The sequence below is a fragment of the Fervidobacterium gondwanense DSM 13020 genome (assembly GCF_900143265.1).
Classification (GTDB): domain Bacteria; phylum Thermotogota; class Thermotogae; order Thermotogales; family Fervidobacteriaceae; genus Fervidobacterium; species Fervidobacterium gondwanense.
Genome location: NZ_FRDJ01000010.1, coordinates 34,602 through 57,446, shown reverse-complemented (window position 1 = coordinate 57,446; position 22,845 = coordinate 34,602). Strand labels below are relative to the sequence as shown.

Genomic DNA, 22,845 nt, shown 5'->3' with positions numbered 1-22,845 from the left:
AAGCTAAGCTGTTAGAACAATTCCCTTTCCTTAAAGCCTCCGTAGATGCTAATCTCTTGTTCGTACACTCCTTCGTCAATGTATAGGTTAAGTACGTACTTTCCCGTTGAATAACTGGTTAATCTAATTGTAAACTCGTTCGGTGATGAACTTGCCTCCACATTAAGTTCTTTCCCTTGAATCTTAGCAACCACCTTGTCAGGTTTTGGAATGATTTTAAACCTCAGGATCGGATTCCTTAAAGATAATTCTGTACTATCAAACTTTACTTCAAATTTCTTGATGGAACCATGGTCAGACTCTTTTTTCTTTTCTATAATTAGGAATGGGACAATAACCTCTTCGGGTGTTGCACCGCCATGAACTTCTCTATACGGAACTTTGTTGTTCAATGATAAGTGTTTCAAAGCGATCAGAGCCTTCTTGTAGATATCCTTGCACGTTCCATCCATTATGTTCCAAACCATGTAGTATTCATCACCGATGTAATCATTGCCTTCCTCCATGAACATAACCCTTCCTTCGTGTTCAGCATCGAAATTGAATGCTTTGTAGCTTCCATGTTCTTTTGTGCAAAGAAAGCTAAAGCCGTGATCAGAAACAACGATGATTCTTTCTTCAGGATATCTAAGAATTTTGTCAACAATTTTTTCTATAATCTCTATTTCTTTAACTAGGCATTCTGGATGTTTGTAAGATGATTGAGAATGTACAAAATTATCTAAATCAGCTATTTTTTCGTACTCGTACCTATTACATTTTGTTGTACTTGGAAGAGAAACGCGTGCGAGAGCCTTAAAGGTAATAGTTGCTTTCCCCGATTTTTCAACAAGGTTAGCTATTAGTGGCAGCCACTCCGCACCTAAACCATCTATCCAAATGTATCTGAGAGTGCCAGAAGACATTTCTCTTCCCTTGTCCTCAATTAACTTTAGAACAAGGTTTAAATGAATATACCATTCCGAGAAACTCTCCTTATTGTGGTTAAACTTATTTAGTATCGTATCAATTTCTTCGTGTTTCTTGTTTTGAAGTTTTGAGAAGTTGTACAAAGTGAAATACCTTATTATCCATTCTGGAGCATCGATACTCAACTTAATGCTTTCCCAGTCTATGTAGTACTTTAATTCTGGGTATAACTTCATTAGTTCATCTCGAATTCCGTCTTTACTATCAACCTCTAATAGTAGTTTAATTATAAGTTCTCGTTCATAACTCGTCAGTCCTGTGAGATATTTTATAACTTCCCGCTTATCTAATTTGTTCAATAAAGTACTCAATTCCTTTTCCAGATCTGGAATTAGTTCCTCAGGGTCTGACATAGCTCGCGTAATCTCTCTTAGAATGTCTCTTCGTTCATCACAGGTCTTCTGACTTAGGTGTTCGCTTTTGAATGAGAATATCTTAAACCATAATTTCGATATTAGTTTCTCTTGTTTGAAGCTATCGAGCGAAGAAAGGCAAATATTGAGATACTCATTAGATTTATTAACCTTAGGCAAGGTCTTTGCTAACAACCAAATGTCAAAATCACTCGCCTGTTCTATTAACCTTACAATTTTTCCTAGACTCAATGAGCTCATGTCATGCACGTTAAAATGGTATTCCACAATTTTCAGAAAACTATTAGAGAAGTCACGACGTTGTTGACTTATTAGGTGAAATAACTGTGTCCAGTACCTTTTCTCGTTCTCGTTGTAATCTATAGGAACCTCCAATCCATAAACCTCTTCTAAAAGCTGTTTTTGGTCTTGAAGCAATCTAAAGTCAACCGCATTATCCGAAGATGCGTTTTTAGAAAGCATGTTTAGTACCTTTGAGACTATGATAATTTTCTCAACTTCTGTTTGAAGATATGTACTAAACCATTCAGATACTGATTTTACCAACTTGCAACCGGGCAGACTTCCTTCTAATTTGCTGTCTAAGTTATCAGTGTTAAATTGTAAGCAGTATATCTTTGTATGCTTGTTTGGCGCACTACTGATCCTCCAAACGGGAGCCCATTCTTTCGCCCTGTAGAATTCTTTCCAAAACAGTGCATAGAATCTTTCCCATAAACCTAACATTGGGATAAAAACTCTGACATTTGGCTTTTCTATACTAGATATTGCGTACAAAAAGGATGAAAAGTCAGTATCATTAAGAAATCTTAGATATTCTGACAATGCTATAAGAACAGTATCTGTCTCTGTGTTCTTTATGAGACGACAGATTTCATCTCTTGTTGGCCATTGTTCGTCATTATTTAGGACTTCGGAAATGTTCAAAACACGGGCTCCGAGCTCGCAATGTACAGAATTTATGATGTTTCTTATGTCCTCTGCAGAATTTGAAAAGATAAATCTTAACGGGAATCGCCTGTGTGACAAAGTTTCCCTATCTGTTTCATTGATTATTTGTTTACATACATCGGTGTATGAAGCGAACTCGACTGTAGCTCCTTCAGTCCATTTAGCTCCGTAAATGCTCATTCAAATTCCCCCGCAGCACCTCTTTTACAATCCTCCTAATCTCAATGTTATTGGAAGCAATCTCAACTATCTTAATCAAAGCTGCCTTTACCCTCAACTCTTCGCTTTTGTTAATAAGCTCTTTTATTTCTGCTATTTCGTTATTTGATGAGCCATTTCCTGCATCGTAACCCACGGAATCAGGTTTATCGCCAAGCAAAGGCACTGAAGGATTGTCGCCTATTGTACCCACATTTCCTGAAAGCCCATTGTGACGTTTAAGTTTTTCAATAAACCAGCTCTTCACTTCCGATTCAACTTTATCTTCGACCCAAGTACCTACTTCTTCTTGCATTTTCCTACCGAGATAGTCTAAAATGTCATCTATGTGCTGTTCAATGTCTCCTATCTGACCACTTATACCTGGGACACGTCTTTCTATAAATCTTATAAATCCAGTTCTAATTGCACCTTCGTCAATAATTCCTTTCAGTTCAAATTTTGCCATATCTATATTCTTAAGCCATTTACTCAAAGTCTCGATATCAATATCCTGCTCACGTGACTCTGTGATTTCGCAAATTGAAGCAATTGCGTCCGTTAATAGCTTATCTTCTTCGCTGCCAATTGCATACCGCAAGCTCCATATTGGAAAACGAGATTTCTTGCTCCATTCCCTTAATCCCCATCGTATGTCATTGAAGGTACCACCTACTAACGAACTGGTTATTTCACTGGTTATTCCAAATATATCTGCCAAAATCTTAGAGAGTTTTTTCTCTTGCTCGGTACCCTTGCGAACCTCAAGTTTATCTATCCTTTTTCTGTCGCTGAAATAGTCGAAGATAAGCCCTATTTTCTCAATCATCTGCATCTCATTAATTTGACCTTCCTTACCATTCTTTCCAAGATCATATAGCTTCCCTACGTACTTTCTCAGGCTGAATGCGAGGGCCGCAAAATAAACGGCGCAGGGATATAGACCATATGGTGGTTCTGAGAGAAACTCTAGCGCTTCTCCCAAATTGAATATTCCTTTTTTGGATTCGAACTCAATTGCTTTTTCAACCTCTTCACTTAAGACTACTAACGGATGGGATTTATCAACATCTGGTCTTATTTCTAAATTATTGCTTACTATATACTCACCTGAGTTGTCTTTTATGATATCGACAAGAAAACGGTAAATACCTTTTTTATCTTCAAGTTGTCTTACTAGTTCGTCTCTGTTTTTAGCAAGGATAAAAGGTTCTGCCGCCTTAGCAGAATTCCTTCTTGTCCAAACATTGTCGTTTTTGCGTAACTCCTCTAACGTTTCAAAACCGTGCGGAAACACCTTGTTAGTTAGCTGTATTCCAACCTTATCACCGAGACTGTCACATGGAACTCGATCGCTGGCTCCGTTCAGATACCAGTTCACGTAACCTCTCGTTACTTCACTGAGCCAATCCTTGATTGTCTTGATGGCATTGTTCTGATAAAGCAAAGCTTCATCATTAAACCTGTGACTTTCGGCAACCTTAGCCATTGCCTTATTCTTAATAAACTCATTTTTGACTTGCTCTTCGAAAAGCGTGTCTAAAACTAAGAAGATTATATGAGAAAAATTTTTCTCTAAAGATAGGTTTCGAACCAAATTTTTGACACTAGAGAGAGCATATTCGTTTGTTCCGAAGATTAAGGCAAAATTTAGTGCGCTGCTCGGTTTTAACTTACTAAGGAGTCTAGACCTTATTGTATTTTCGTTCATACTATCGTCAAGTAACACGTACTTGTATTCTCTTGTACCAATCTGGACTAGTTTCTCCAACTCTTCCTTGGCACTGTCTAAATTATTAATGACTTCTTCTACAATCTTGCTAACATTGTTATAGTATGGTTCTAACTGTTTCCTCTCTTTGTTTATCTCCTCGTGCTTGAGAGAGGAATTAGTAACAAAATAGTTTTCGTCTTGTGTTCTTACAAAGATTTCGTTTTCTTCGAAGAAAGCAAGTATCGTATCTATATACGACGGTTTGATCGAGCCTGCAAACATCATTTTAATATTTTTCCTATGAGGCGCATATAGGTTTTCGTGTGCCTCGGAAATATCTATGTACCTAGACAATAGATTCAACAATAAGATTCCCTTGAAAACCTTAATATACTCTTCTCCATTCTGTTCCACTTGGTTTTTAAAGCGCTTGTATCTTTCTGTTATAACGAACGTGGCATCGTCTTCTCTTATTTCAAAGTCCGAATAGAAGAAGTCCCATAATTTATCAGCAGTTAGGAAGTACTCACCCTCCTCATCTGGGTTCTTCTCTATAAACCCTTTAAAACCATGGACTTCGTCATGTAAGAACTTGAAGATGCTCCTCTCTGTCGAGCCGAAATATCTTGCTACAAGAACCGCAGTGTATATTGTGTACGGATGTATAGGAAAACCGTCCTGAAGTGTTTCTAATAATTCGGAAGCATTTGTGGTCTTTTGTTCCTGCACAGCTATGCTTTCCATAACATCTTTAACGTCCCGGCTTAAAGTCTCTTTTCGTACCATCTCGTAATCGTGGGGTCTTAACTTTTTAAGAGCCCCTTTGACAATGTGGTAAGCTGTTATCGGTTCCATTGAGTACTCGATAACTTTGAATCGATCTCTAACTTTTCCAATGTCATCTCTCAACTTCGAGAATTGTTCTATTTTTCTGTGAGATATAATAAATAAATATACTCCTTCATGCTCCGAGAGCTCGGCAATACTTTGAATTTCCGTTAATATGGAACCCGCATTCTGAAGCTCAAGGACACCGGTAAATTCATCCCAGTATATTGCAAGATAGTCAGCCACTCTTTTCTCTCTGAGTTTTTCAACGACTTTAGACAACCAGTCGGTTATGTTGTCGTATGTAACGTGTAATCCCTCGTTTTCTAGGACTCTCTCTATTTTCCTCAGGATTTCTGTATCGCCATTCCTGAGCTTTTTCATTATCTCCTGGCCATCGCCATATATTGCTAAATCAGCTTCCTGAATCAGTTTTTCTAGTCTTACTATTCCTTTCTCTATCTGATTAATGACCTGCTCGAATTCCGATTCAATTTCCACATCATCCCCGACCTGGAGCAGAGACTTTTTTACGGCCCTTTGAACCACGTACCTAAGTGTTCTCGGACCATCTATTCCGGAAGTACCCTTAATTACTACTGGAAGTACCTTACTATCATTTCTAAAGTGTTTAATTCTTTCTTGGAACTGAGAATCTTCTATTCTCTCAACAAAATCCCTGATGTCTCTAGGATCATCCCAGAGTAGGTGCTTTATGACAGCTGTTGCATGGCTCTTACCAGTACCATAAGCGCCTTGAATCCATATAGATTTTCTTTCCTTTTCTAAGCCATCAAAAGACGTTATGACGTTAGATAAGATTTCGTAAAATTTCTTGTTTGGAACAAATATTTTCCAATACTCTTTGTCATACTCGTTCTCTAAATCATATACCGGGTGAAATGAGTCGTACAGACCTATTATCTCTGAATACTTCATTTAATCCTCGCCTCCGCAATTCTAAGTATTTGCAGTGAGTCCAAATCATCCCTCAAGAATATGTTGTCTAAATCCGAAACCAAATCTATTTTCAATATCCTCTCTGGATCTTCTTGAAGTCTTCTTAACACTCTCTCAAGTTTTGACCTTGGAATACCAAATAGCTTATACGGTCCTCCATCGAATCTCGAATCATACACCTCAGAGACAGTCAAATCCCTATATCCTAAATACTCTGCAGCTTTATAGAGGCTGTAGGCAACAGCAAACGGATGTGGTTCTTCAAAAGGTTTCTTAGAAACGAATCTTTGGTTTCCGTTCTTTTTGATTTGACCTATCCCGATTTCTTTGCTTAATGGAGAATTTTCAAACATGTTTAATAACGAGCCAATACCGCTTTTCTTCGTCCTGTCATTTAGTTCAGGATCTATTGATGAAACCATATCTTCAAAATCCTTTGAACTTATGTATGCTCCCCATTCAACATTATCCACATAAACTTTGCAAACAGACGAAGTATAATACAAATTGTTCCACAAAATTAGCCAAACAAAATTCTTATCATACGGATATATCCTGCTAAGAATCTCTGCTAGCTCCGTGGGTTTCTTTTTACTATCTATTAAGCCAGAGTCCATAAGCCACGCCTTCATGCTTTCTACTTGTTTTGGTCCTAAAGTATTTTCTTCAAACCATTTATTTACGTTCTTCAAGTAAGCAGATAACCACTCATCACGCATACCAAACGTCAGATACCTTCCAAATCCTTTCAACAATCTGTCATTATTCATGTTTCTTCCCCCCTGTGCTGTCTGTAAAGATTTTGCAACTAAACAGCCCTTCTCTGATACATTAACGCAGTTGCCGCAATGAATGCAGAGATTGGCGTTTACCTTTAGTGAAGGAAAGAATGTTAAAGCTCCTACTGGACATTCTGCTCCACACGTTCCACAACCTACACAGTAGGTCGTCTTATTGAATAAGTTTTTGAAAGTGCTTTGAATATTCTTATCCCCGTAAGTTGTGACTCTAATGATTGTCTTGTTATCCTTTAATTCCATCTCGAATGGTATGTTTCGTTCCCTTACTCTTACGTCTCCTTTAACCACATTATTTGCATTCTTAAAATAAGCCACCTGACCTACAACTTTTACCCATTCAAGGAAGTCTTGTTTTGGATTTCTTATAACAGCTATCAGTTTTTCGTTTTCCTCCAATATTTCCAGGTGATTTTCGCGCTTTTCTGAACTTTCGCTCCCAGCGCGTTTTTTCCAAGCACCATCATAAATATATTCGTCTAATTTCTCAGGCTCTACACCTTGGTCTAACAGGAATTCTTTCAATACGATAATATAGGGCTCATATATATCAGACTCTATTCTGCGCAGCAAACTTTCAGACCAAACCGAATTAAAGGGACACACTGAGCATCCAATCCTAGTCAGTCCGTATCTATATCCCTTATTGATGTATATTTTCCTATAAAGCATATAAAGAAAAACTTCAGTTGTATTCCAATCCTTAATCACCTCTGCATTAATCTGAAAAGCGTGTTTTTCACCTTCGCTTAATCTTCTGTGTTTCTCTCTTTGCGTGCTCTCATCAGAACGAACCCCAACAAAATTTACTACAGACTTTCTCCCGAACTGTTTTCTCATAAAACTTATCGCTGGCGAGCTTTTTATGACTGTACAACACCATCTCTGCAATCTACTTGGTGGACCGAAATCTTTCCAAAATTCGACAGCTGCTTTATTTGGTTCAACCTTGTAAAATTTTAACCCGTCGTATCTTTTTTGGTATTCTTGCTTTGTTTTTTCATATGCTTCGTGCGTGTAAGATATGTCCATTGTCGTATCAGAAAAAATCACAGTTAACTCGTCAGGTGGTATCACTCTTGTCACGAGATCTAGGACTACTTGTGAATCCTTTCCACCACTGTAGGAAACAACAAATGAACTCTTTTTCTTGTATACTTTGTAGACATGAGTTACAAAATCCATTGCCTCGTTCTCTATTGTAAACAAGGCATCTTTGTTCTTTTCAACAAGGAGCTGAATGTTGATTGGGTCAAGCTTGAGATCTCTACCTAAGTCTGTCAGCTCAATCTTTGGCAATGAATTCATACTTCCTCCAACCGCTCGAGCTACAAGGCGACCTTTATAGTAATAGTTCCTTCCGGACGCCCATAGAAGAGGCTCATGCGTTCTCGGATATGACCAAAGCTTATCAAATCCTAGCAGATCTAATTCCTCATAGAATACAGGTCTTGGCGGCTCATTTATCTCAATACCAAGATTGTCATAGCTTAGAATCACACCACTTGATTCTGAGTCCCAGAAAACTTTGTGCAAGCCGAAACCCTCCTCGCTTTAATTTCTCTATGGATTCGTTATTTTATGTTTTACCATCAAATAGTAACAATTACAATATGTCAGTGTTAATTAATCATGACCATTTCTAATCACAGTGACCTCCTCTTGCGCTTACACAGAGAGAATTGTTAACATTGCATACTCTTCTTGTTCTTTTAAGTAAGTTATGGAATTGGTTTCTTCAGTATAAACATTTGGTAAATAATTGACTAATATAATAGGAAAGAAAGCTTACCGTAAGAAAGGTGTTGCATATTCTAGAGGGAGGTTGAGGAAAACCATTCATATCTTGAACAGCTCCAATCTCTTATCCCACCACCATCACGATCAAATCATTGACATTCGTTCCCGTCGGTCCGGTTATGAGTAGGTCACCAGCGATTCTTAGGGCGTTGTATGAATCGTTGTTTTCAAGCATTAGTTCTGGGTTGTAACCGGCGTTTCTGGTTTTGGAAGCAGTCGTTCCATCCACTATTCCTCCTGCTGCATCAGTCGGACCATCTGTGCCGTCTGTTCCGAAGCTGCACAAGGCTATGCCTTCGATACTTTCTATCGCTAAGGCAAATGATAGTGCGAGTTCTTGGTTGCGCCCGCCTTTGCCGTTGCCCTTAACATGCACTATGGTTTCCCCGCCGAGAATAACAGCAGCTGGTTTTTTCACCGGAACGTCGTTTTGTTTTATTTCTTTTGCGACTGCGCTTAGGAATCTGCCTGCTTCTTTGGCTTCGCAGTCCAATGTGGTTGTTAGAAGCAACGTGTTGTAGCCCAATTCTTTAGCTTTCTCCATTGCTTTTTCGCATGCAACTTTAACGCTACCGATTATGTAGGTCTCGACATTCGTTAGTTCTTTTGGCGTTTCGTTTTTTAGCGCGTTTAAAATCGCATTAGAGACTGGTATGTTGTATTTTTCTATTATCTGGAGCGCCATTTCGCTTGTCGTTGAGTCGGGATACGCGGGTCCTGAGGCTATGGAGTCGAGCCTGTCGCCGAGTACATCTGAGAGTACAAGGGTGATTACTTTTGCAGGATATACGTGCTGGGCATATCTTCCTCCCTTTACAATTGACAAATGCTTTCGTATTGTGTTTATCTCAACGATATTCGCTCCACTTTTGAGAAGCTGCTGTGTTATGAATTGTATGTCTTGCAGTGTTACACCTTCTTGTAGTTCTTCGAAGAGCGCTGAGCCTCCACCGGAGACTAAGAATAGTACGATGTCGTTTTCTGAGAGATTGCTTGTCAGTTCAAGCGCTCTTTTTGTTGCAATCAATGTGTTTTCGTCAGGGATTGGGTGTCCCGCCTCAAATATTTCCAAGCCTTCTATCGCTCCTTCGGAGTGCTGGTATTTTGTAATTACTATTCCTTTATCGATTCGTTCTCCAAGTACTTCTTTTGTAGATTTTGCCATGCGCCAAGCTGCCTTGCCTATTGCAACGACGATAATTCTTCTTTTATCTGTCTGAATATTCAGTTCTTCAAGTTTTTGCCTTACAGCATTGTCTGGGAGGATGTGATGTAGGGTGTATGAGATGATTTGGTTGATGTGCTCTTTTAACTGTGGCATTGTATCGCCTCCTGTTGGAAGTTTGTGAGGTTATAAAACATGCTCTGGCGGTTAGCCAGAGCATGTGTGCTCATTATATATTAAATCACGAAGAGACTTATTATCCAGACTGTCACCGCAGCTGTTAAGCCTTCAAGGAGTGTTCCAAATGTTTGGAGTTTGTAGCCTGTTTTAACGTCCATCTTTGAGAGTTGGCTGACAACCCAGAAGTAGCTGTCGTTAGCGTGTGAAACAACCATTGAGCCAGCTCCGATTGCCACAACCGTGAGTGCTTTGGCAATTGGTGAAACTAAGCCAAGAGGTTCCATCAATGGAGCAAGTAGAGCTGATGTTGTGATGAGTGCAACCGTTGATGAACCTTGCGCAGTTTTTATTGCAGCTGAAATGATAAATGGAAGCCACATGCCGAGGTTTGCTTTTGATAAAGATTCACCAATGAGATTTGCTACACCAGAGTTTTGTAGTACTTTACCAAACGCACCACCGGCAGCGGTTATGAGTATTATAACTCCTGCCTGCGTGACTGCCTGTCCAACCCAGCCACCCATTGAAATCATATCTTTTGTGAGTTTTTTCGGGAGTAAGAAGGAGATTAAGACACCTATCATCAATGCTGTAACTGGATGACCGATGAAGCCGATGAAGTTTTTGAATCCGCCAGTGCCGAATGGATTTGTCGGGAAATCTGATACTGATTTGAGGAGAATGAGAATTATTGGCAGAACAATTGGCAGGAATGCCATTGTGCTTTTCGGTGCCTCTTTCATTTTCTGTTCAATTTCTTTTTCAGTCAGTTCGGGTTCTGGGTCAATCTGTATTTTCGACGCATACTTTGTTGCAAATAGCCAACCAACGATAATTGCGGGAACGGCTACTATCATTCCCATAAGTATGGTTAATCCAAGATCTGCGCCGAGGTTACCTGCAGCCGCAACTGGACCGGGAGTTGGTGGAACCATGGTGTGTGTTGCGTAAAGACCTAAACTCAAAGCGATTCCTGTGGTGGCAAGAGAAAGGTTGGCTCTTTTCGTCAATGCTTTGTTCAGTGGTGTTAGAATGACGAATCCCGAATCGCAGAAAACCGGTATGGAAACTATGTAACCTATGAGGCTCATGGCAAGCGGGACGTTCTTTCTTCCTGTTACTTTGAGAACCGATTCTGCCATGGTAAATGCTCCACCTGATTTTTCAAGGAAGATGCCTATGATCGTTCCTGCAACTATGACTATCCCTATCGAGCTGACTGTATCACCAAAACCTTCAGTGATGGATTTAACGATGTCTCCCAAGTTCATCTTTGCAAGTAAGCCGTACAAGAATGCCGCAAAGATCAGTGCTAAAAATGGATGCAGCTTCCATCGAACTGTTGAGTAGACGATGAAGACTATCGAGAGCAGCAGCAAAATAGGTAGCCAGATACTCATACCCTTCCCCCCTTGTAGAAGTGTGGTTATGGATATTTTAACATACGATATTTAAAAAATTTCAACAGTTTTCGAATTCAAATTTTTTTAATTCGTGCTAAAATTCTTCTTGATGATACTTTGACAAGGAGGCGTTAATTTGAAACTTTTCGCTTTGGATACATCAACACCAAGAGTTGTTGCGTGTTATGTGGACGATGAAAAGAAGATTTTTGTTGAGCTCGAGACAAAGGCAAAGCACGGGATTCAGGTTTCGCAGGTTGTTGAAAAGATGGCTGAGGTAGATTTTGGCAATCTGAATATAGTCGGAATCGGTATAGGTCCTGGTGGGCTTACGGGGCTGCGTGTTGGGATTTCGTTTGCCTACGGGCTTGGAATTGGCAATAAGTTTGTTCAGATTAGTTCGTTGAAACTGATAGCGCTGAATGGGCTGTTCTATAATGGATACATCGCTGTTGTTAGAAAGGCAAGGGAAGGGTATTTGTACAGTGCTCTGTATAAGCCGGAGAATGGGAAGCTTGATGAGATTGTGTCACCGTTCATAGAAACGGTTGATTTGATAAATGAACGATATCGAGAATTCAGCCCAAAGCTTTTCCTTGGCGATGGGGCGGAGTTTTTCGAGAGCGATGTTAAGTTGAATAAGTTCGAGTTGAGTGAATTGAGTTTGCCTACAGCAAGGAATTTGTATCTTTTGGCATGCGAAGAAATTGAAAATGAGCGATTTGTAAACGATATTGAGCCTTTGTATCTGCAAAAGAGCATCGCTGAACTTAATTTTGAGAAGAGGAAGAAGGAAGGGAGCGTTTAAGCTCCCTTCTTTTATTTTTCTTGCCATTCTTCTCTTAGAAGTCCCATAACTACTATGTCGTGGTATTGTCCTTCTCTGAATATTTCTTTTCTCAGCACACCTTCGGTTTTGAATCCAACTTTTTCGTACACGCGGATTCCACGTTTGTTGAATGAATAGGTGTGAAGTCTTATTTTGTTTATGTTCATTTCTTTGAATATGAATCGTATGAGTACTTCCATCGCATCCGTTCCATATCCTTTGTTATGGTACTGCGAACCAAGAAAGATTCCTATTTCAGCAACGGAGTTTTTCCAGTCTACTGTGTTAACCCCGCAGCCACCTATGTATTCATTCGTATCTTTGAGCAGTATTGCGAATGAATATGTTCCATTCCCAAATGGATTGAGCGAGCTGTACCATTTTTCTTCGTCTTCTATTCTTAGCGGGAATGGTATACCAGGTGTGAGGTATTTTTTAACTTCCCAGTCGTTTATCATCTCCCGTGCTTTTTCTAAGTATTCTTTCTTGTACTCTACCAATTTCACAAGTTTTCCTTCAAGCATAGTATTCCCTCCTATTCCCCCTTACTATGTTTTGGAAAAAATGTTAAAATATTGATGTAAATTTTAATCTCTTCACCGACTTTTGTCAATCTATAGCTTTTCAAAGAGGTGGTATTGTGACAGGTCATGCAGGTCACTCGGGCCAGAATCTGTTTGGCAACGTAAAGTTAACCCCTATGATGAAGCAATATCTTGAAATAAAAGAGAAATACAAGGATTCCATCCTGCTCTTCCGCCTCGGGGATTTTTATGAGGCGTTTTTCGATGATGCCCTGACTGTTTCTAAGGTGCTTAATATTGTCCTTACAAAGCGCCAGGATGCCCCTATGGCAGGCATTCCTTATCATGCTTTGGATAATTATTTGAAAAAGCTCGTGGACAGCGGCTACAAGGTCGCTATATGCGAGCAGATGGAAGACCCAGCGTTGGCTAAGGGTATTGTGAAGCGTGAGGTAACGCGCGTCATTACACCCGGAACAATTATCGAAGATGAGTTGCTTTCAACGAGCAACAACTACATGATGTCGGTTTATGAATCAAAATCCGGAGAGATATATACTGTCTTGGCAGATACTTCAACAGGCGATGTTGTCGTTAAGGCTTTTGACAGCCTAGATGATTTAATCGATTTTGTAAATACCCACGAAATCACGCAGGTTATATGCCCGGAGAGCATGTATCCACAGTTGAGGGATAAGATAAAGGTTTTTATTGACCGGCTCGATGATTGGTATTATACGAATACAATCGATGCGATAAAGGAAGCGTACAATGTTTTTTCAATCGACCATTTTGAGCTTGGCGATGCGCATTATCCGTTTGGAGCTTTAGTGAAGTATTTGAATTACACAATCAATAAACAGGCGAAGTTGAGGTTTCCAAGGACGCTCGACGAGTCGAAATATATGATTCTCGATTCGACAACAATCGAGAATCTGTCGCTTGTTCCCGGAGAACGGGGGAAGAATTTGTACGATGTGCTGAACAAGACAAAGACGCCTATGGGTTCGAGACTTTTGAAGTGGGTTATTCTACATCCTTTGAAGGATAGAAGAGAGATAGAGAAACGGCTCGATATGGTGAGTGCGTTTTTGGAAGATAAGCTGTTGATGAATGAGGTAAGAGAGTATCTCGATGGCGTCTACGATCTGGAGAGGATAATAAACAGGATACAATACGACAGCGCAAAGCCGAAGGATTTGATAAGCCTGAGGCTCACGCTCGAGGTTATAGAACCTCTGCGTGATGCGCTGGCAAGTAACGACGAGCTTTCAAAATTGCTTGAGGATTTGCCAGATTTAAGTGTTGTAAAAGAGAAGATTCAAAGTGCGATGTACGATGAGATAGAAGGTGAGCTTGGAGAAGGAAAGATAATCAAGGAAGGGGTTTCAAAAGAGCTCGATGAGTACCGCGAGCTTTTGTACCATTCAAATGAGAAGTTGAAGGATTTTGAAGAAATTGAGAGGGCAAAGACGGGAATTCAGAAGCTGAAAGTTGGCTTCAACAATGTTTTTGGTTATTACATAGAGATTCCGAAAGGACAGGTGAAAAATGCTCCGGAGCACTACACAAGGCTCCAGACACTTGTGAACGCCGAAAGGTACACAACGCCGGAATTGAAAGAATTCGAAAACAAAATCATGGCTGCAAAGCAGAAGGTTGAGGCTCTCGAGAAGGCGTTGTTTGAGAATCTGTGCAATGAGATAAAGGTCTACACTGAGCAGTTGCAAAAAGTTGCCGAGACGCTTAGCTGGATAGATATTTACACTACATTTGCATACGTTTCAAGTCTGTACGGATACGCAAGGCCCGTGCTTTCAGATGGCGAGCTTGAGATATTGCAGGGCAGGCATCCTGTTGTTGAGAGGTTTGTGGACAGCTTTGTGCCGAATGATACGTATATGGATAACAGGCTCAGGATGTTCATATTGACAGGTCCGAATATGAGCGGAAAGAGTACGTACATCAGGCAAGTTGGGTTGATTGCGCTAATGGCGCAGATTGGCTGTTTTGTGCCGGCAAGTTTTGCGAAGATACCTGTTTTCGACAGGATTTTCACGCGCATGGGCGCAAGGGACGATATTTCAACAGGAAAGAGTACTTTCCTGACAGAGATGAGCGAGGTTGCACTGATTCTTTCGAAAGCAACGGAGAGGAGCCTCGTTTTGCTCGATGAGGTTGGAAGGGGGACAAGTACGTTCGATGGTATTAGTATCGCATGGTCTATGAGTGAGTACATATATAACGAGGTGAAGTGCAAGACCTTATTTGCAACGCATTTTACTGAGTTGACAGAACTTGCTAATGCGTACGATGGGATAAAGAACCTTACAGTTGATGTAAAAGAGACAGCAGATGGTGTCATCTTCCTGCACAGGGTAATCGAAGGAGTAGCAGACAGGAGCTATGGGATAGAGGTAGCGGCCATCGCGGGACTGCCGCAGAGTATAGTCGATAGGGCGAGGGAGATATTGAATATAATCGTTGAGAAGAGTGATATAGAGAAGAAGGTTGGAATTTTGAAGGAAGGACAAATGAAGAAGATTAAGTCGACGAAAAAAACTGTCCCGGAGGGACAGTTGAGAATGTTTTAACTATCAGCGGAGCTAAAGGGGGATGGGAGTTATTTTTTATCAGTAGAATATTCTCTTTGGGTATTCTTCTTTTTGTCTGACTTTGTTGAAGGAGCTCACAGGGACTAAGTAGCCAACGATTCTCAGGTATTCGTCTGTTTTCTTTCCACCGCACGTTGGGCATTTTTCTCCATAGAATGCGTGCCCGTGTTGGCATACGCTGATTTTCTGGTTGAATGCGAAGTACACAACACCCATCTGAGCTACTAAGTTAACCATGTTCCAAGCTTCTTCTTCGCTTCTGAACGGTGAGTCTATGTTTATATGCAGTATCGCCCCGCCTGAAACTTTCTTGTCGAATATTCCTGAGTATTTTATTCTATTGAGCATGTCGGTGTTTGTCGTTAGTGGCAACCATTGGTTAGAGTAGAGTATGTAGTTTATTCCATATAAGATTTTATCCTTCTGTGCAAACGTAACAGCCGCCTTTTCTGCAGGGACTTGCTCGATGTTATATGTAAAGCCGTATTTTTCAAATGCCTCGTCGTTAAGTTTTCTTATCTCATCGAGCAGAGTGGCTACAAACTCTTCGCCTTCTTGAGTGTACTTCACGCCATCGATGTCAACTGTTGTTAGTCCAAGAATTTCCATCGCTTCATATACACCGTTGATTCCCACCGTTCCGTACTGCCTGTTGAGATCCATCAAGCCAAGGTTGTAAAGCGGCAGGACGCCCTGCTGAATCCTTTCCTGGATTATGTTCCTTATTGCTGCCAAGGATTTTTGTACGACTCTGACTTTTTCCCTCAATTTTTCCAAGAATTGCTCTTTGTTTTTCGCTTCGAGCGCTATTCTTGGAAGGTTGAGCGTTACGACTTTGAATGACCCGATGTTCAAGTCAGAACCACCTATGGAATTGACCATTCCAGAGAGCTTGTCCGGTCCCATTTTGAATTTTATTTCACGAGTTGAGCTCGTGAGCCTGCAGCAAGAAGCTACGGCATCGATGCTGTCTGAGATGTACCAGTTTGTGTCCTGCCATTTCAAGTTCACTTTGTTTATGAACCTCGCGCTGTCTTCGTCGATGAATTTTCCATCTTTGTAGAGCAGCGATGCAGTTAAGACTGGGAATGTGAACATCTGCTTTTCTCTTTCTTCGCTTATCCACTGCCAGTATTCTTTTTGGAGTGCGATTATGTCCTCTACATAGTCAGTAATCAGCGTGCCATCGGGATATGTTTCGCCATTGAATATAGACTTTATGTAATTTCTATCAAGGTATGTGAAGTTCGTGTACGGAGACTGCGTACCCCTAATTGGTTGGTTGATTGAGTATGTGAATATCTGGAACATCTGATACAGATATTCTTTCTCTTGCCCTTTTGGTATTACTCCAGATCCGATGTCCTTTTTGTAGTAGTACGCAAGCCAGACGAAGAAATCGGGCAGTCCAACAGCGCCTGATTGTTGGTTCGATGCGAACATGACAAACTGGATAACGTGCTGTATGTATGAGGACAGGTGCTTTGCTGGGACGGATTTTATGCTGTCGATGAAGAACAAGCCCTTCTCGACAATGGGCCTGAGCGAGTAGGCATAGCAGTACGGCTCGAATGCTGAGTGGTGCGCATCGTGAAGATACACGTCGCCATACAATTCGTACCTCAGAAATTTTCTTGCGTCCTCTTTGCCAAAGAGCGACTTCATGCGCTGGTATATGTAATAAAGCGAGTAGAGTTTCGACCAGGGTTTTACTACCTCGTTGAAGTATGTATATACATTCGTGCTCCTAACGTTTGCGTTGGCATCTATCGTAGAGCTGAGTATTCCATTGTTGAAGAAGTGTTCAGTGAATCTTACTATATCAAGCTGCCAGTCAATGCCTTCTAAACCAAGAAAAACTTCGGGAACTTGAGAAATCTCTTCCACGAAATCATTTTCGAAGTTGAAAACTTTGAGAATATCAACTAACTTTGACATACCTTGTCCCCCTTGCACTAATAATTTGCAATATCTGGATAAGTTGTTCTTTATTTAAGTAAAGCTGGTTTGCCGAAGCTGGAAATCCGTTTCTGTGATATTTGTGGTTGTACCTTCCGAGTACGAATTCATCGAAATAGCTCAGCGGTATGTTCATGTTAAGCAGTTCTTTCGGCGTCCTCCAAGAGTACACGATTACGACGACTTTGTCGCCAAATGTTTCTTTAACTTCTTTAGCGAGTAAATAACAATATCTTCTGTTCCTGAACGACAGTGGCTCACCGCCAAGTAACGCCAAGCTGACTTTTTCGTACGTTTTAAGCAGTGTTTGAAGTTTTGAAATGACGTGCTCTTTGAGACTTTCAAAGTCAACGGAAAAATCTTCGTTGAATTCCCACGTCTCAGGATTGTGGCAGCCTGCGCATTTTGGAAAAGCATCACAGCCTTGGAAATATACGCTGACGGAAGGCAATTCTGGATGGTCGCCGTACAGTACCCTCACAACCCGCAAAAGTGGCTTTTCAAATGTCATATTCATTCCCCCACAAATTCAAAAAAGCGCTTAAATAGGATAGTCAACGCATTATATTGGATATTTTTAGGATTGTACACAATATATAGTACATCAACGGAAAACTTTTGTCAAATTAAAAGGGTGGGGAATTCAAAATCCCCACCCAAAATATTGTGCATACTTCTTTTCGACAACTATCGATTGTATATTTCACAATCCAAAAAACGGGTATGAACGGTCGTATTCAGCTATAACCGGGTATTTTGGAGTTCGTAATGAATTAACAAATCACAACCCGAGGTATGCTTTTTTGACTTTTTCGTCTTTGAGTAGATCTTTGGAATTTCCTTCGAGGGTTATGTTTCCTGTCTCAAGTACGTATCCATAGTGCGATATGTTGAGCGCACCGACTGCGTTCTGTTCAACAAGCAGTATTGTCATTCCGTCTTCGTTAAGTTTTTTGATTATTTCGAAGACTTCTTCAACAAGTATAGGCGCAAGTCCAAGCGATGGTTCGTCCATCATGAGTAGTTTAGGCCTGCTCATGAGCGCTCTCGAAATCGCAAGCATCTGCTGTTCTCCACCAGAGAGCGTTCCGCCCAGTTGGTTTTTTCTCTCCGCAAGTCTTGGGAATAGTGAAAAGACCCATTCAAGGTCTTGTTTTACGCCTTCTTTGTCTTTTCTGTTGAATGCGCCCATCATGAGGTTTTCCATGACCGTTAAGTTTGGGAAGATTCTTCTACCTTCCGGAACAAGGCATACGCCAAGTCTGTTAATCTGGTGCGGTGGCAGGTTATGAATTTCCTTTCCTTCGAAGATGATTTTTCCCCTCTTTGCTTTAACCAAGCCAGCGATTGTTGATAGCGTCGTCGTCTTACCAGCGCCGTTGGCGCCGATAAGCGTTATGACTTTTCCTTTATCAACTTTGAACGATATTCCTTTAATTGCGTTGATTGAGCCGTAAAATACGTGTAAGCCTTCAACTTCAAGCACCGGCATGTTCCCACTCCTTACCAAGGTAAGCTTCGATAACTCTCGGATTTCGACTTATTTCTTCAGGTGTTCCTTCAGCAATTATCTTTCCTGAGTCCATAACTATTATTCTTTCACATATGCCCATGACGACTTTCATGTCGTGTTCGATGAGTATGATCGTGAGTTTGAATTCATCTCGGATGTATTTTATGAATTCCATGAGTTCTTCGGATTCTTTCGGGTTCATACCTGCCGCTGGTTCGTCGAGCAGGAGTAGCCGCGGTTCAGTCGCAAGCGCTCTTGCGATTTCAAGTTTTCTCTGCTGACCGTATGGGAGTGATGATGCTATTTCGTCCGCAAGGTGGTCGAGCTCGACTTTTTTGAGCAATTGCATAGCTTTTTCTCGCATAGCTTGTTCCTGGTTTTTGTAACCTATTTTGCTGACCGCCCTCCAGAACCAGAGGTGTCCTTTGATTTTTGGTTCTTTACCGTGCTTTTTGAGTATCGCATCAGCATCTCTTGTTGACAACAAATGGTGCATTGCAACAAGGACGTTGTCAAGAACAGTAAGCGTTCCGAAGAGCCTTATGTTCTGGAACGTTCTTGCAATGCCCAGATGCGTTATCTGGTGCGGTCTGTACGGTGTTATGTCTATGTCTTCAAATATTATCCTTCCTTTTGTTGGGAAGTATATGCCTGTAATGACGTTGAACGCTGTGGTTTTTCCAGCACCGTTCGGACCTATTATACCGAGGATTTCGCCTTCGTATGCGACGTTATCGAAGTCATCGACCGCAGTTAATCCTCCGAATTGCATCGTTACGTGGTCCATTTTTAGTATCACAGGCTTTTGAGTTTTGTTATTTGTCTTGACTTCACTCATTGTTTACCACCTCTTGAACTGATGCGCTTGAAAAATCTTATTATTCCTTCCCATGTTAGTTCTCCTCTTCCAAATATTCCGCGCTTCCAGACGATCATCGTTATGACAAACAGCACTGAGAGAACGAGCATCCTCATGCCTTGTATCGCTGGGAATTCTTTTCCAAAGAGTGTGAATGGCTGTTCGAACGCTCTGAGCCATTCCATGAGGAACGCGAAGATTATTGCACCAACTATCGACCCGCTTATGCTACCAAGTCCACCGAGAACGACCATAATGAGCACGTAGTAGGTTAGGATTGGACCGAATGTCGTTATCCTCGGGTCTATCGTGGTGAGCCAGTGGGCATACAGCGCTCCACTCACGCCTGCAAAGAATGCGCTGATAACGAATGAAAGCAAGGTGTGTTTGAAGACGTTTATTCCCATCGCTTCAGCCGCTATCGAGTTGTCTCGTATAGCTAAGAGTGCTCTACCGTATGAGCTTTTTACCAAGCTAACAATAAACAATACCGTAACTAAGAGCCAGCCCCAGCTCCACCAGATGTTCGTGTAGTTTGGCAGTCCCTTTAAGCCCAGAGAACCGTTCGTTATCGATTGCAGGTTTAGTGCAAATATCCTTAAGACTTCTGAAAAACCGAGCGACGCTATAGCAAGATAATCTCCCGAAAGTCTCAAAACCGGAAATCCGATTATGAACGCTCCGAAAGCTGCGACAAGACCGCCTATTATCGTCGCCGTAAAGAAGTCGGTGTGCAAGTTCGCTATTAGAGGGCTCGGTGGTGCAATGATAAATATCATCTGTTTTTGGTCAGGCGGAATTGTGAGAAGTGCCGATGTATACGCACCGAGTAATATAAAACCTGCATGACCAAGTGAAAATACACCAGTTATACCATTAACAAGGTTCAAGCTCACAGCCATTATTCCGTATATCGCCATCAGTGATAGTATTTGTCTTTGGTAAGAATCGAATCTAACATTGGCAATAGCAAGCAAAATAGCAACGAAAATTACGAATAGTACGGTCAGTGTTAAATCCCTTTTCGTCTTGCTCTTCATCTGCTCTCACCTCAAACTTTCTCTACCGCGCGTTTGCCGAGTAGCCCTGCTGGTCTTACAAGGAGTATGAGGATAAGGATTATGAACGCAAACGCATCCTTGTACTGCATGAGGGTTGGGAAAAATGTGATTATCATCATCTCTATGACACCGAGCAGTATACCGCCAAGGACTGCTCCGTTAATGGAGCCTATACCACCAAGAACAGCCGCTATGAACGCTTTAAGTCCCGGAACAAAACCGGTGTATGGATAGAAGCTCGGGTACCTCAAAGCCCACATGATGCCAGCAAGAGCAGCTAAGGCGGATGAGATAGCAAATGTAAAGCCAATAACATTATCAACATTGACACCCATTAATGATGTTGTCGGTATGTCAGCAGATATTGCTCGCATTGCCATTCCCATTTTTGTTCTGTAGACAATCAGATAAAGCAGAACCAAAGCAACAGCGGTTATGCCAAGGATGATGAATATGATCTTTGGAAGGTAGACGTTGCCGAAGACGAACGATTCAAAGGCAATAGTTTTGTTTTTCAAAGCCTCTAAGAATGCTTTGTAGTTCGGTCCGAAGAAAACAACCGCAAAGCTTTCAATGAAGAACGACACACCAATTGCCGTTATCAAGGCTGAAATTCTTGGCGAATTTCTCAGTGGCTTGTAAGCAAGCCTGTCGATAAGAACACCCAGTACAGCCGTTGCACCAAGCGAGAATATAACAGCGAGAGGAAAGCTGAATCTAATGAGCGTAGCTCCGTAAAATGCGAAGTATATACCCATGACCATGATGTCACCAAATGCGAAGTTAATGAGTCTCAGTATACCATACACCATTGTGTATCCCACAGCTATTAATGCATACAACCCACCAACCATCAACCCATTGAACAGATTTTGAACAAAGATAGTAAGGTTTATGGTCAATATCGACACCTCCTCGAGAATGTGTAAAAACCTAAACCCGTGCCTGTGCGGTTAGCACAGAGCACGGGCGTTGTTGCGAATTATTGTAAGTTTTCTGGCGTTATCCTTGTTTCAAATGCGAATTTCCCATCTTTAACCTTTACTATAATGACGTCTTTGATTGCGTTTCCGTTAGCATCGATCGTGATGTTTCCGCTAACGCCTTGGAAACCTTTTGTAGCTCTGATTGCTTCGTTAATTTTTACAGGATCTGCTGATTTTGCGCGTTCAATAGCGTTTACGACGAGCATGTAAGCATCGTAACCAAGCGCTGCGTTCATTGCTGGGAGCGTACCGAATTCTTTTTTGAATGCTTCTACGAAGTCCTTAGCAAGTTTCGTCGTCGCAGCTTCCGGTACGTAGTGTGTTGTGAAGTAGAGTCCCTCAACAGCCTTACCACCTATTTTAATGAGCTCTGGAGCGTCCGCACCGTCACCTGCGATGAAGTATCCTTTGTAGCCCATGGATCTTGCTTGCTGAGCAGCGAGTGCTATTTCGTTGTAGTAACCTGTGAACATTATTACATCTGCTCCAAAAGCAGTTGCTTGTCCAATCTGTGCACTGAACTCTTGGTCGCCTGATTTGTACTGTACCTTGAGTACTTGGCCTTTGTATTTCTTTTCAAATCTTTCGACGAAGTAGTTCGTCAAACCAACGCTGTAGTCCTGTTCTATGTCCACAAATATTGCCACTTTCTTGGCTTTGAGGTTCTTAGCTGCAAATTCTGCAAGTGCTGTACCTTGCAATGGATCGATGAAGCAGACTCTTGAAACAAACTTCTTGCCTTGTGTCACGAGTGGGTTAGTTGACGTAACAGCTACTTGCGGAACTTTCCTTGCTTCAGCAATTTCCGCTGCTGCCATAGAGTTGCTGCTTGCGATTTCTCCTATTACAGCAACGACTTTTTCCTTGTCGGCAAGCCTTGCCATAGCGTTTGCAGCTTCCGTTTTTTCACTTCTTGTATCTGCATACACGAGTACAATCTTCTGACCGAGAACTGTGTTCTTTTGCTTGTAGGCAAGCTCTATGCCTTTCTTCGTCCAGTCACCAAAAGCAGAAATACCGCCTGTCAGCGGTAGGAGTACACCTATCTTAATCTCAGCAAAGACACTGAGGACAAGTAAAAGCCAGAGTACAACGACCGTTTTCCTCACATAAATCCCTCCCCAAGAAGATTTTAAAAGGGGGTTTTAACCCCCCAATTT

At 41.3% G+C, this 22,845-nt stretch carries 15 protein-coding genes; 2 read left to right on the top strand and 13 right to left on the bottom strand.

The features are described 5' to 3' along the window. Positions 1–11: 11 nt before the first annotated feature. From pglZ to BUA11_RS08150, 5 genes are all read right to left on the bottom strand, one after another. The gene (gene pglZ, locus BUA11_RS08170) at positions 12–2,474 is read right to left on the bottom strand and encodes a BREX-4 system phosphatase PglZ (RefSeq protein WP_072760340.1); all 2,463 of its coding nucleotides are present in this window, start codon (positions 2,472–2,474) and stop codon (positions 12–14) included. Next, entirely contained in the window at positions 2,455–5,973 is a 3,519-nt protein-coding gene (locus tag BUA11_RS08165; RefSeq protein WP_072760338.1) for a hypothetical protein, read from the bottom strand. Before BUA11_RS08165 ends, pglZ begins: the two co-directional genes overlap by 20 nt. Next, positions 5,970–8,327: a phosphoadenosine phosphosulfate reductase domain-containing protein gene (locus BUA11_RS08160; protein ID WP_072760336.1), complete on the bottom strand. Its 2,358-nt coding sequence runs from the start codon at positions 8,325–8,327 to the stop codon at positions 5,970–5,972. The genes BUA11_RS08165 and BUA11_RS08160 overlap by 4 nt, the downstream gene beginning before the upstream one ends. 328 nt (positions 8,328–8,655) lie before the next feature. Further along, positions 8,656–9,912: a glycerate kinase type-2 family protein gene (locus BUA11_RS08155; RefSeq protein WP_072760334.1), complete on the bottom strand. Its 1,257-nt coding sequence runs from the start codon at positions 9,910–9,912 to the stop codon at positions 8,656–8,658. A gap of 80 nt (positions 9,913–9,992) precedes the next feature. Beyond that, a complete protein-coding gene (locus BUA11_RS08150) occupies positions 9,993–11,336 on the bottom strand; it encodes a GntP family permease (RefSeq protein WP_072760332.1) in 1,344 nt (447 codons plus the stop codon). Positions 11,337–11,475: 139 nt separating this feature from the next. Between BUA11_RS08150 and tsaB the strand changes: the two genes are divergently transcribed. Beyond that, positions 11,476–12,147, top strand: coding sequence for a tRNA (adenosine(37)-N6)-threonylcarbamoyltransferase complex dimerization subunit type 1 TsaB (gene tsaB, locus BUA11_RS08145; protein WP_072760330.1), 672 nt, complete (start codon positions 11,476–11,478; stop codon positions 12,145–12,147). A gap of 11 nt (positions 12,148–12,158) precedes the next feature. Here the strand turns inward: tsaB and BUA11_RS08140 are convergent, their stop codons facing one another. Beyond that, positions 12,159–12,692: a GNAT family N-acetyltransferase gene (locus BUA11_RS08140; protein ID WP_072760328.1), complete on the bottom strand. Its 534-nt coding sequence runs from the start codon at positions 12,690–12,692 to the stop codon at positions 12,159–12,161. A gap of 176 nt (positions 12,693–12,868) precedes the next feature. Here BUA11_RS08140 and mutS point away from each other — a divergent pair, with 176 nt between their 5' ends. Beyond that, a complete protein-coding gene (gene mutS / locus BUA11_RS08135; RefSeq protein WP_072760391.1) occupies positions 12,869–15,286 on the top strand; it encodes a DNA mismatch repair protein MutS in 2,418 nt (805 codons plus the stop codon). Positions 15,287–15,325: 39 nt separating this feature from the next. Here mutS and BUA11_RS08130 read toward each other — a convergent pair whose 3' ends face one another. The 7 genes from BUA11_RS08130 to BUA11_RS08100 all read right to left on the bottom strand — a co-directional run bounded on the left by BUA11_RS08130 (position 15,326) and on the right by BUA11_RS08100 (position 22,794). Further along, positions 15,326–17,245, bottom strand: coding sequence for an anaerobic ribonucleoside-triphosphate reductase (locus BUA11_RS08130; RefSeq protein WP_072760326.1), 1,920 nt, complete (start codon positions 17,243–17,245; stop codon positions 15,326–15,328). Then, positions 17,229–17,777 (bottom strand): 4Fe-4S cluster-binding domain-containing protein, encoded by a 549-nt coding sequence (locus tag BUA11_RS08125; protein ID WP_084634419.1) that lies wholly within the window; start codon positions 17,775–17,777, stop codon positions 17,229–17,231. The genes BUA11_RS08130 and BUA11_RS08125 overlap by 17 nt, the downstream gene beginning before the upstream one ends. 270 nt (positions 17,778–18,047) lie before the next feature. After that, positions 18,048–18,758, bottom strand: coding sequence for an ABC transporter ATP-binding protein (locus BUA11_RS08120; protein ID WP_072760324.1), 711 nt, complete (start codon positions 18,756–18,758; stop codon positions 18,048–18,050). Beyond that, positions 18,745–19,617 carry an ABC transporter ATP-binding protein gene (locus BUA11_RS08115; RefSeq protein ID WP_072760322.1) on the bottom strand — a complete coding sequence of 291 codons (873 nt, stop codon included), beginning with the start codon at positions 19,615–19,617 and terminating at the stop codon, positions 18,745–18,747. The genes BUA11_RS08120 and BUA11_RS08115 overlap by 14 nt, the downstream gene beginning before the upstream one ends. Beyond that, complete coding sequence (locus tag BUA11_RS08110) at positions 19,614–20,678, bottom strand: branched-chain amino acid ABC transporter permease (RefSeq protein WP_072760320.1); 1,065 nt, start codon at positions 20,676–20,678, stop codon at positions 19,614–19,616. The genes BUA11_RS08115 and BUA11_RS08110 overlap by 4 nt, the downstream gene beginning before the upstream one ends. A gap of 11 nt (positions 20,679–20,689) precedes the next feature. Then, entirely contained in the window at positions 20,690–21,601 is a 912-nt protein-coding gene (locus tag BUA11_RS08105) for a branched-chain amino acid ABC transporter permease (protein WP_084634418.1), read from the bottom strand. An 80-nt stretch (positions 21,602–21,681) separates the two neighbouring features. Then, positions 21,682–22,794, bottom strand: coding sequence for an ABC transporter substrate-binding protein (locus BUA11_RS08100; RefSeq protein WP_072760318.1), 1,113 nt, complete (start codon positions 22,792–22,794; stop codon positions 21,682–21,684). Positions 22,795–22,845: the final 51 nt, after the last annotated feature.

Coding starts and splice junctions, on each gene's coding strand:
- pglZ (WP_072760340.1), bottom strand. CDS start 2,474: ATGAGCATTTACGGAGCTAAATGGACTGAAGGAGCTACAGTCGAGTTC.
- BUA11_RS08150 (WP_072760332.1), bottom strand. CDS start 11,336: ATGAGTATCTGGCTACCTATTTTGCTGCTGCTCTCGATAGTCTTCATC.
- BUA11_RS08140 (WP_072760328.1), bottom strand. CDS start 12,692: ATGCTTGAAGGAAAACTTGTGAAATTGGTAGAGTACAAGAAAGAATAC.
- BUA11_RS08125 (WP_084634419.1), bottom strand. CDS start 17,777: ATGACATTTGAAAAGCCACTTTTGCGGGTTGTGAGGGTACTGTACGGC.
- BUA11_RS08165 (WP_072760338.1), bottom strand. CDS start 5,973: ATGAAGTATTCAGAGATAATAGGTCTGTACGACTCATTTCACCCGGTA.
- BUA11_RS08120 (WP_072760324.1), bottom strand. CDS start 18,758: ATGCCGGTGCTTGAAGTTGAAGGCTTACACGTATTTTACGGCTCAATC.
- BUA11_RS08155 (WP_072760334.1), bottom strand. CDS start 9,912: ATGCCACAGTTAAAAGAGCACATCAACCAAATCATCTCATACACCCTA.
- BUA11_RS08130 (WP_072760326.1), bottom strand. CDS start 17,245: ATGTCAAAGTTAGTTGATATTCTCAAAGTTTTCAACTTCGAAAATGAT.
- BUA11_RS08110 (WP_072760320.1), bottom strand. CDS start 20,678: ATGAAGAGCAAGACGAAAAGGGATTTAACACTGACCGTACTATTCGTA.
- BUA11_RS08115 (WP_072760322.1), bottom strand. CDS start 19,617: ATGAGTGAAGTCAAGACAAATAACAAAACTCAAAAGCCTGTGATACTA.
- mutS (WP_072760391.1), top strand. CDS start 12,869: ATGATGAAGCAATATCTTGAAATAAAAGAGAAATACAAGGATTCCATC.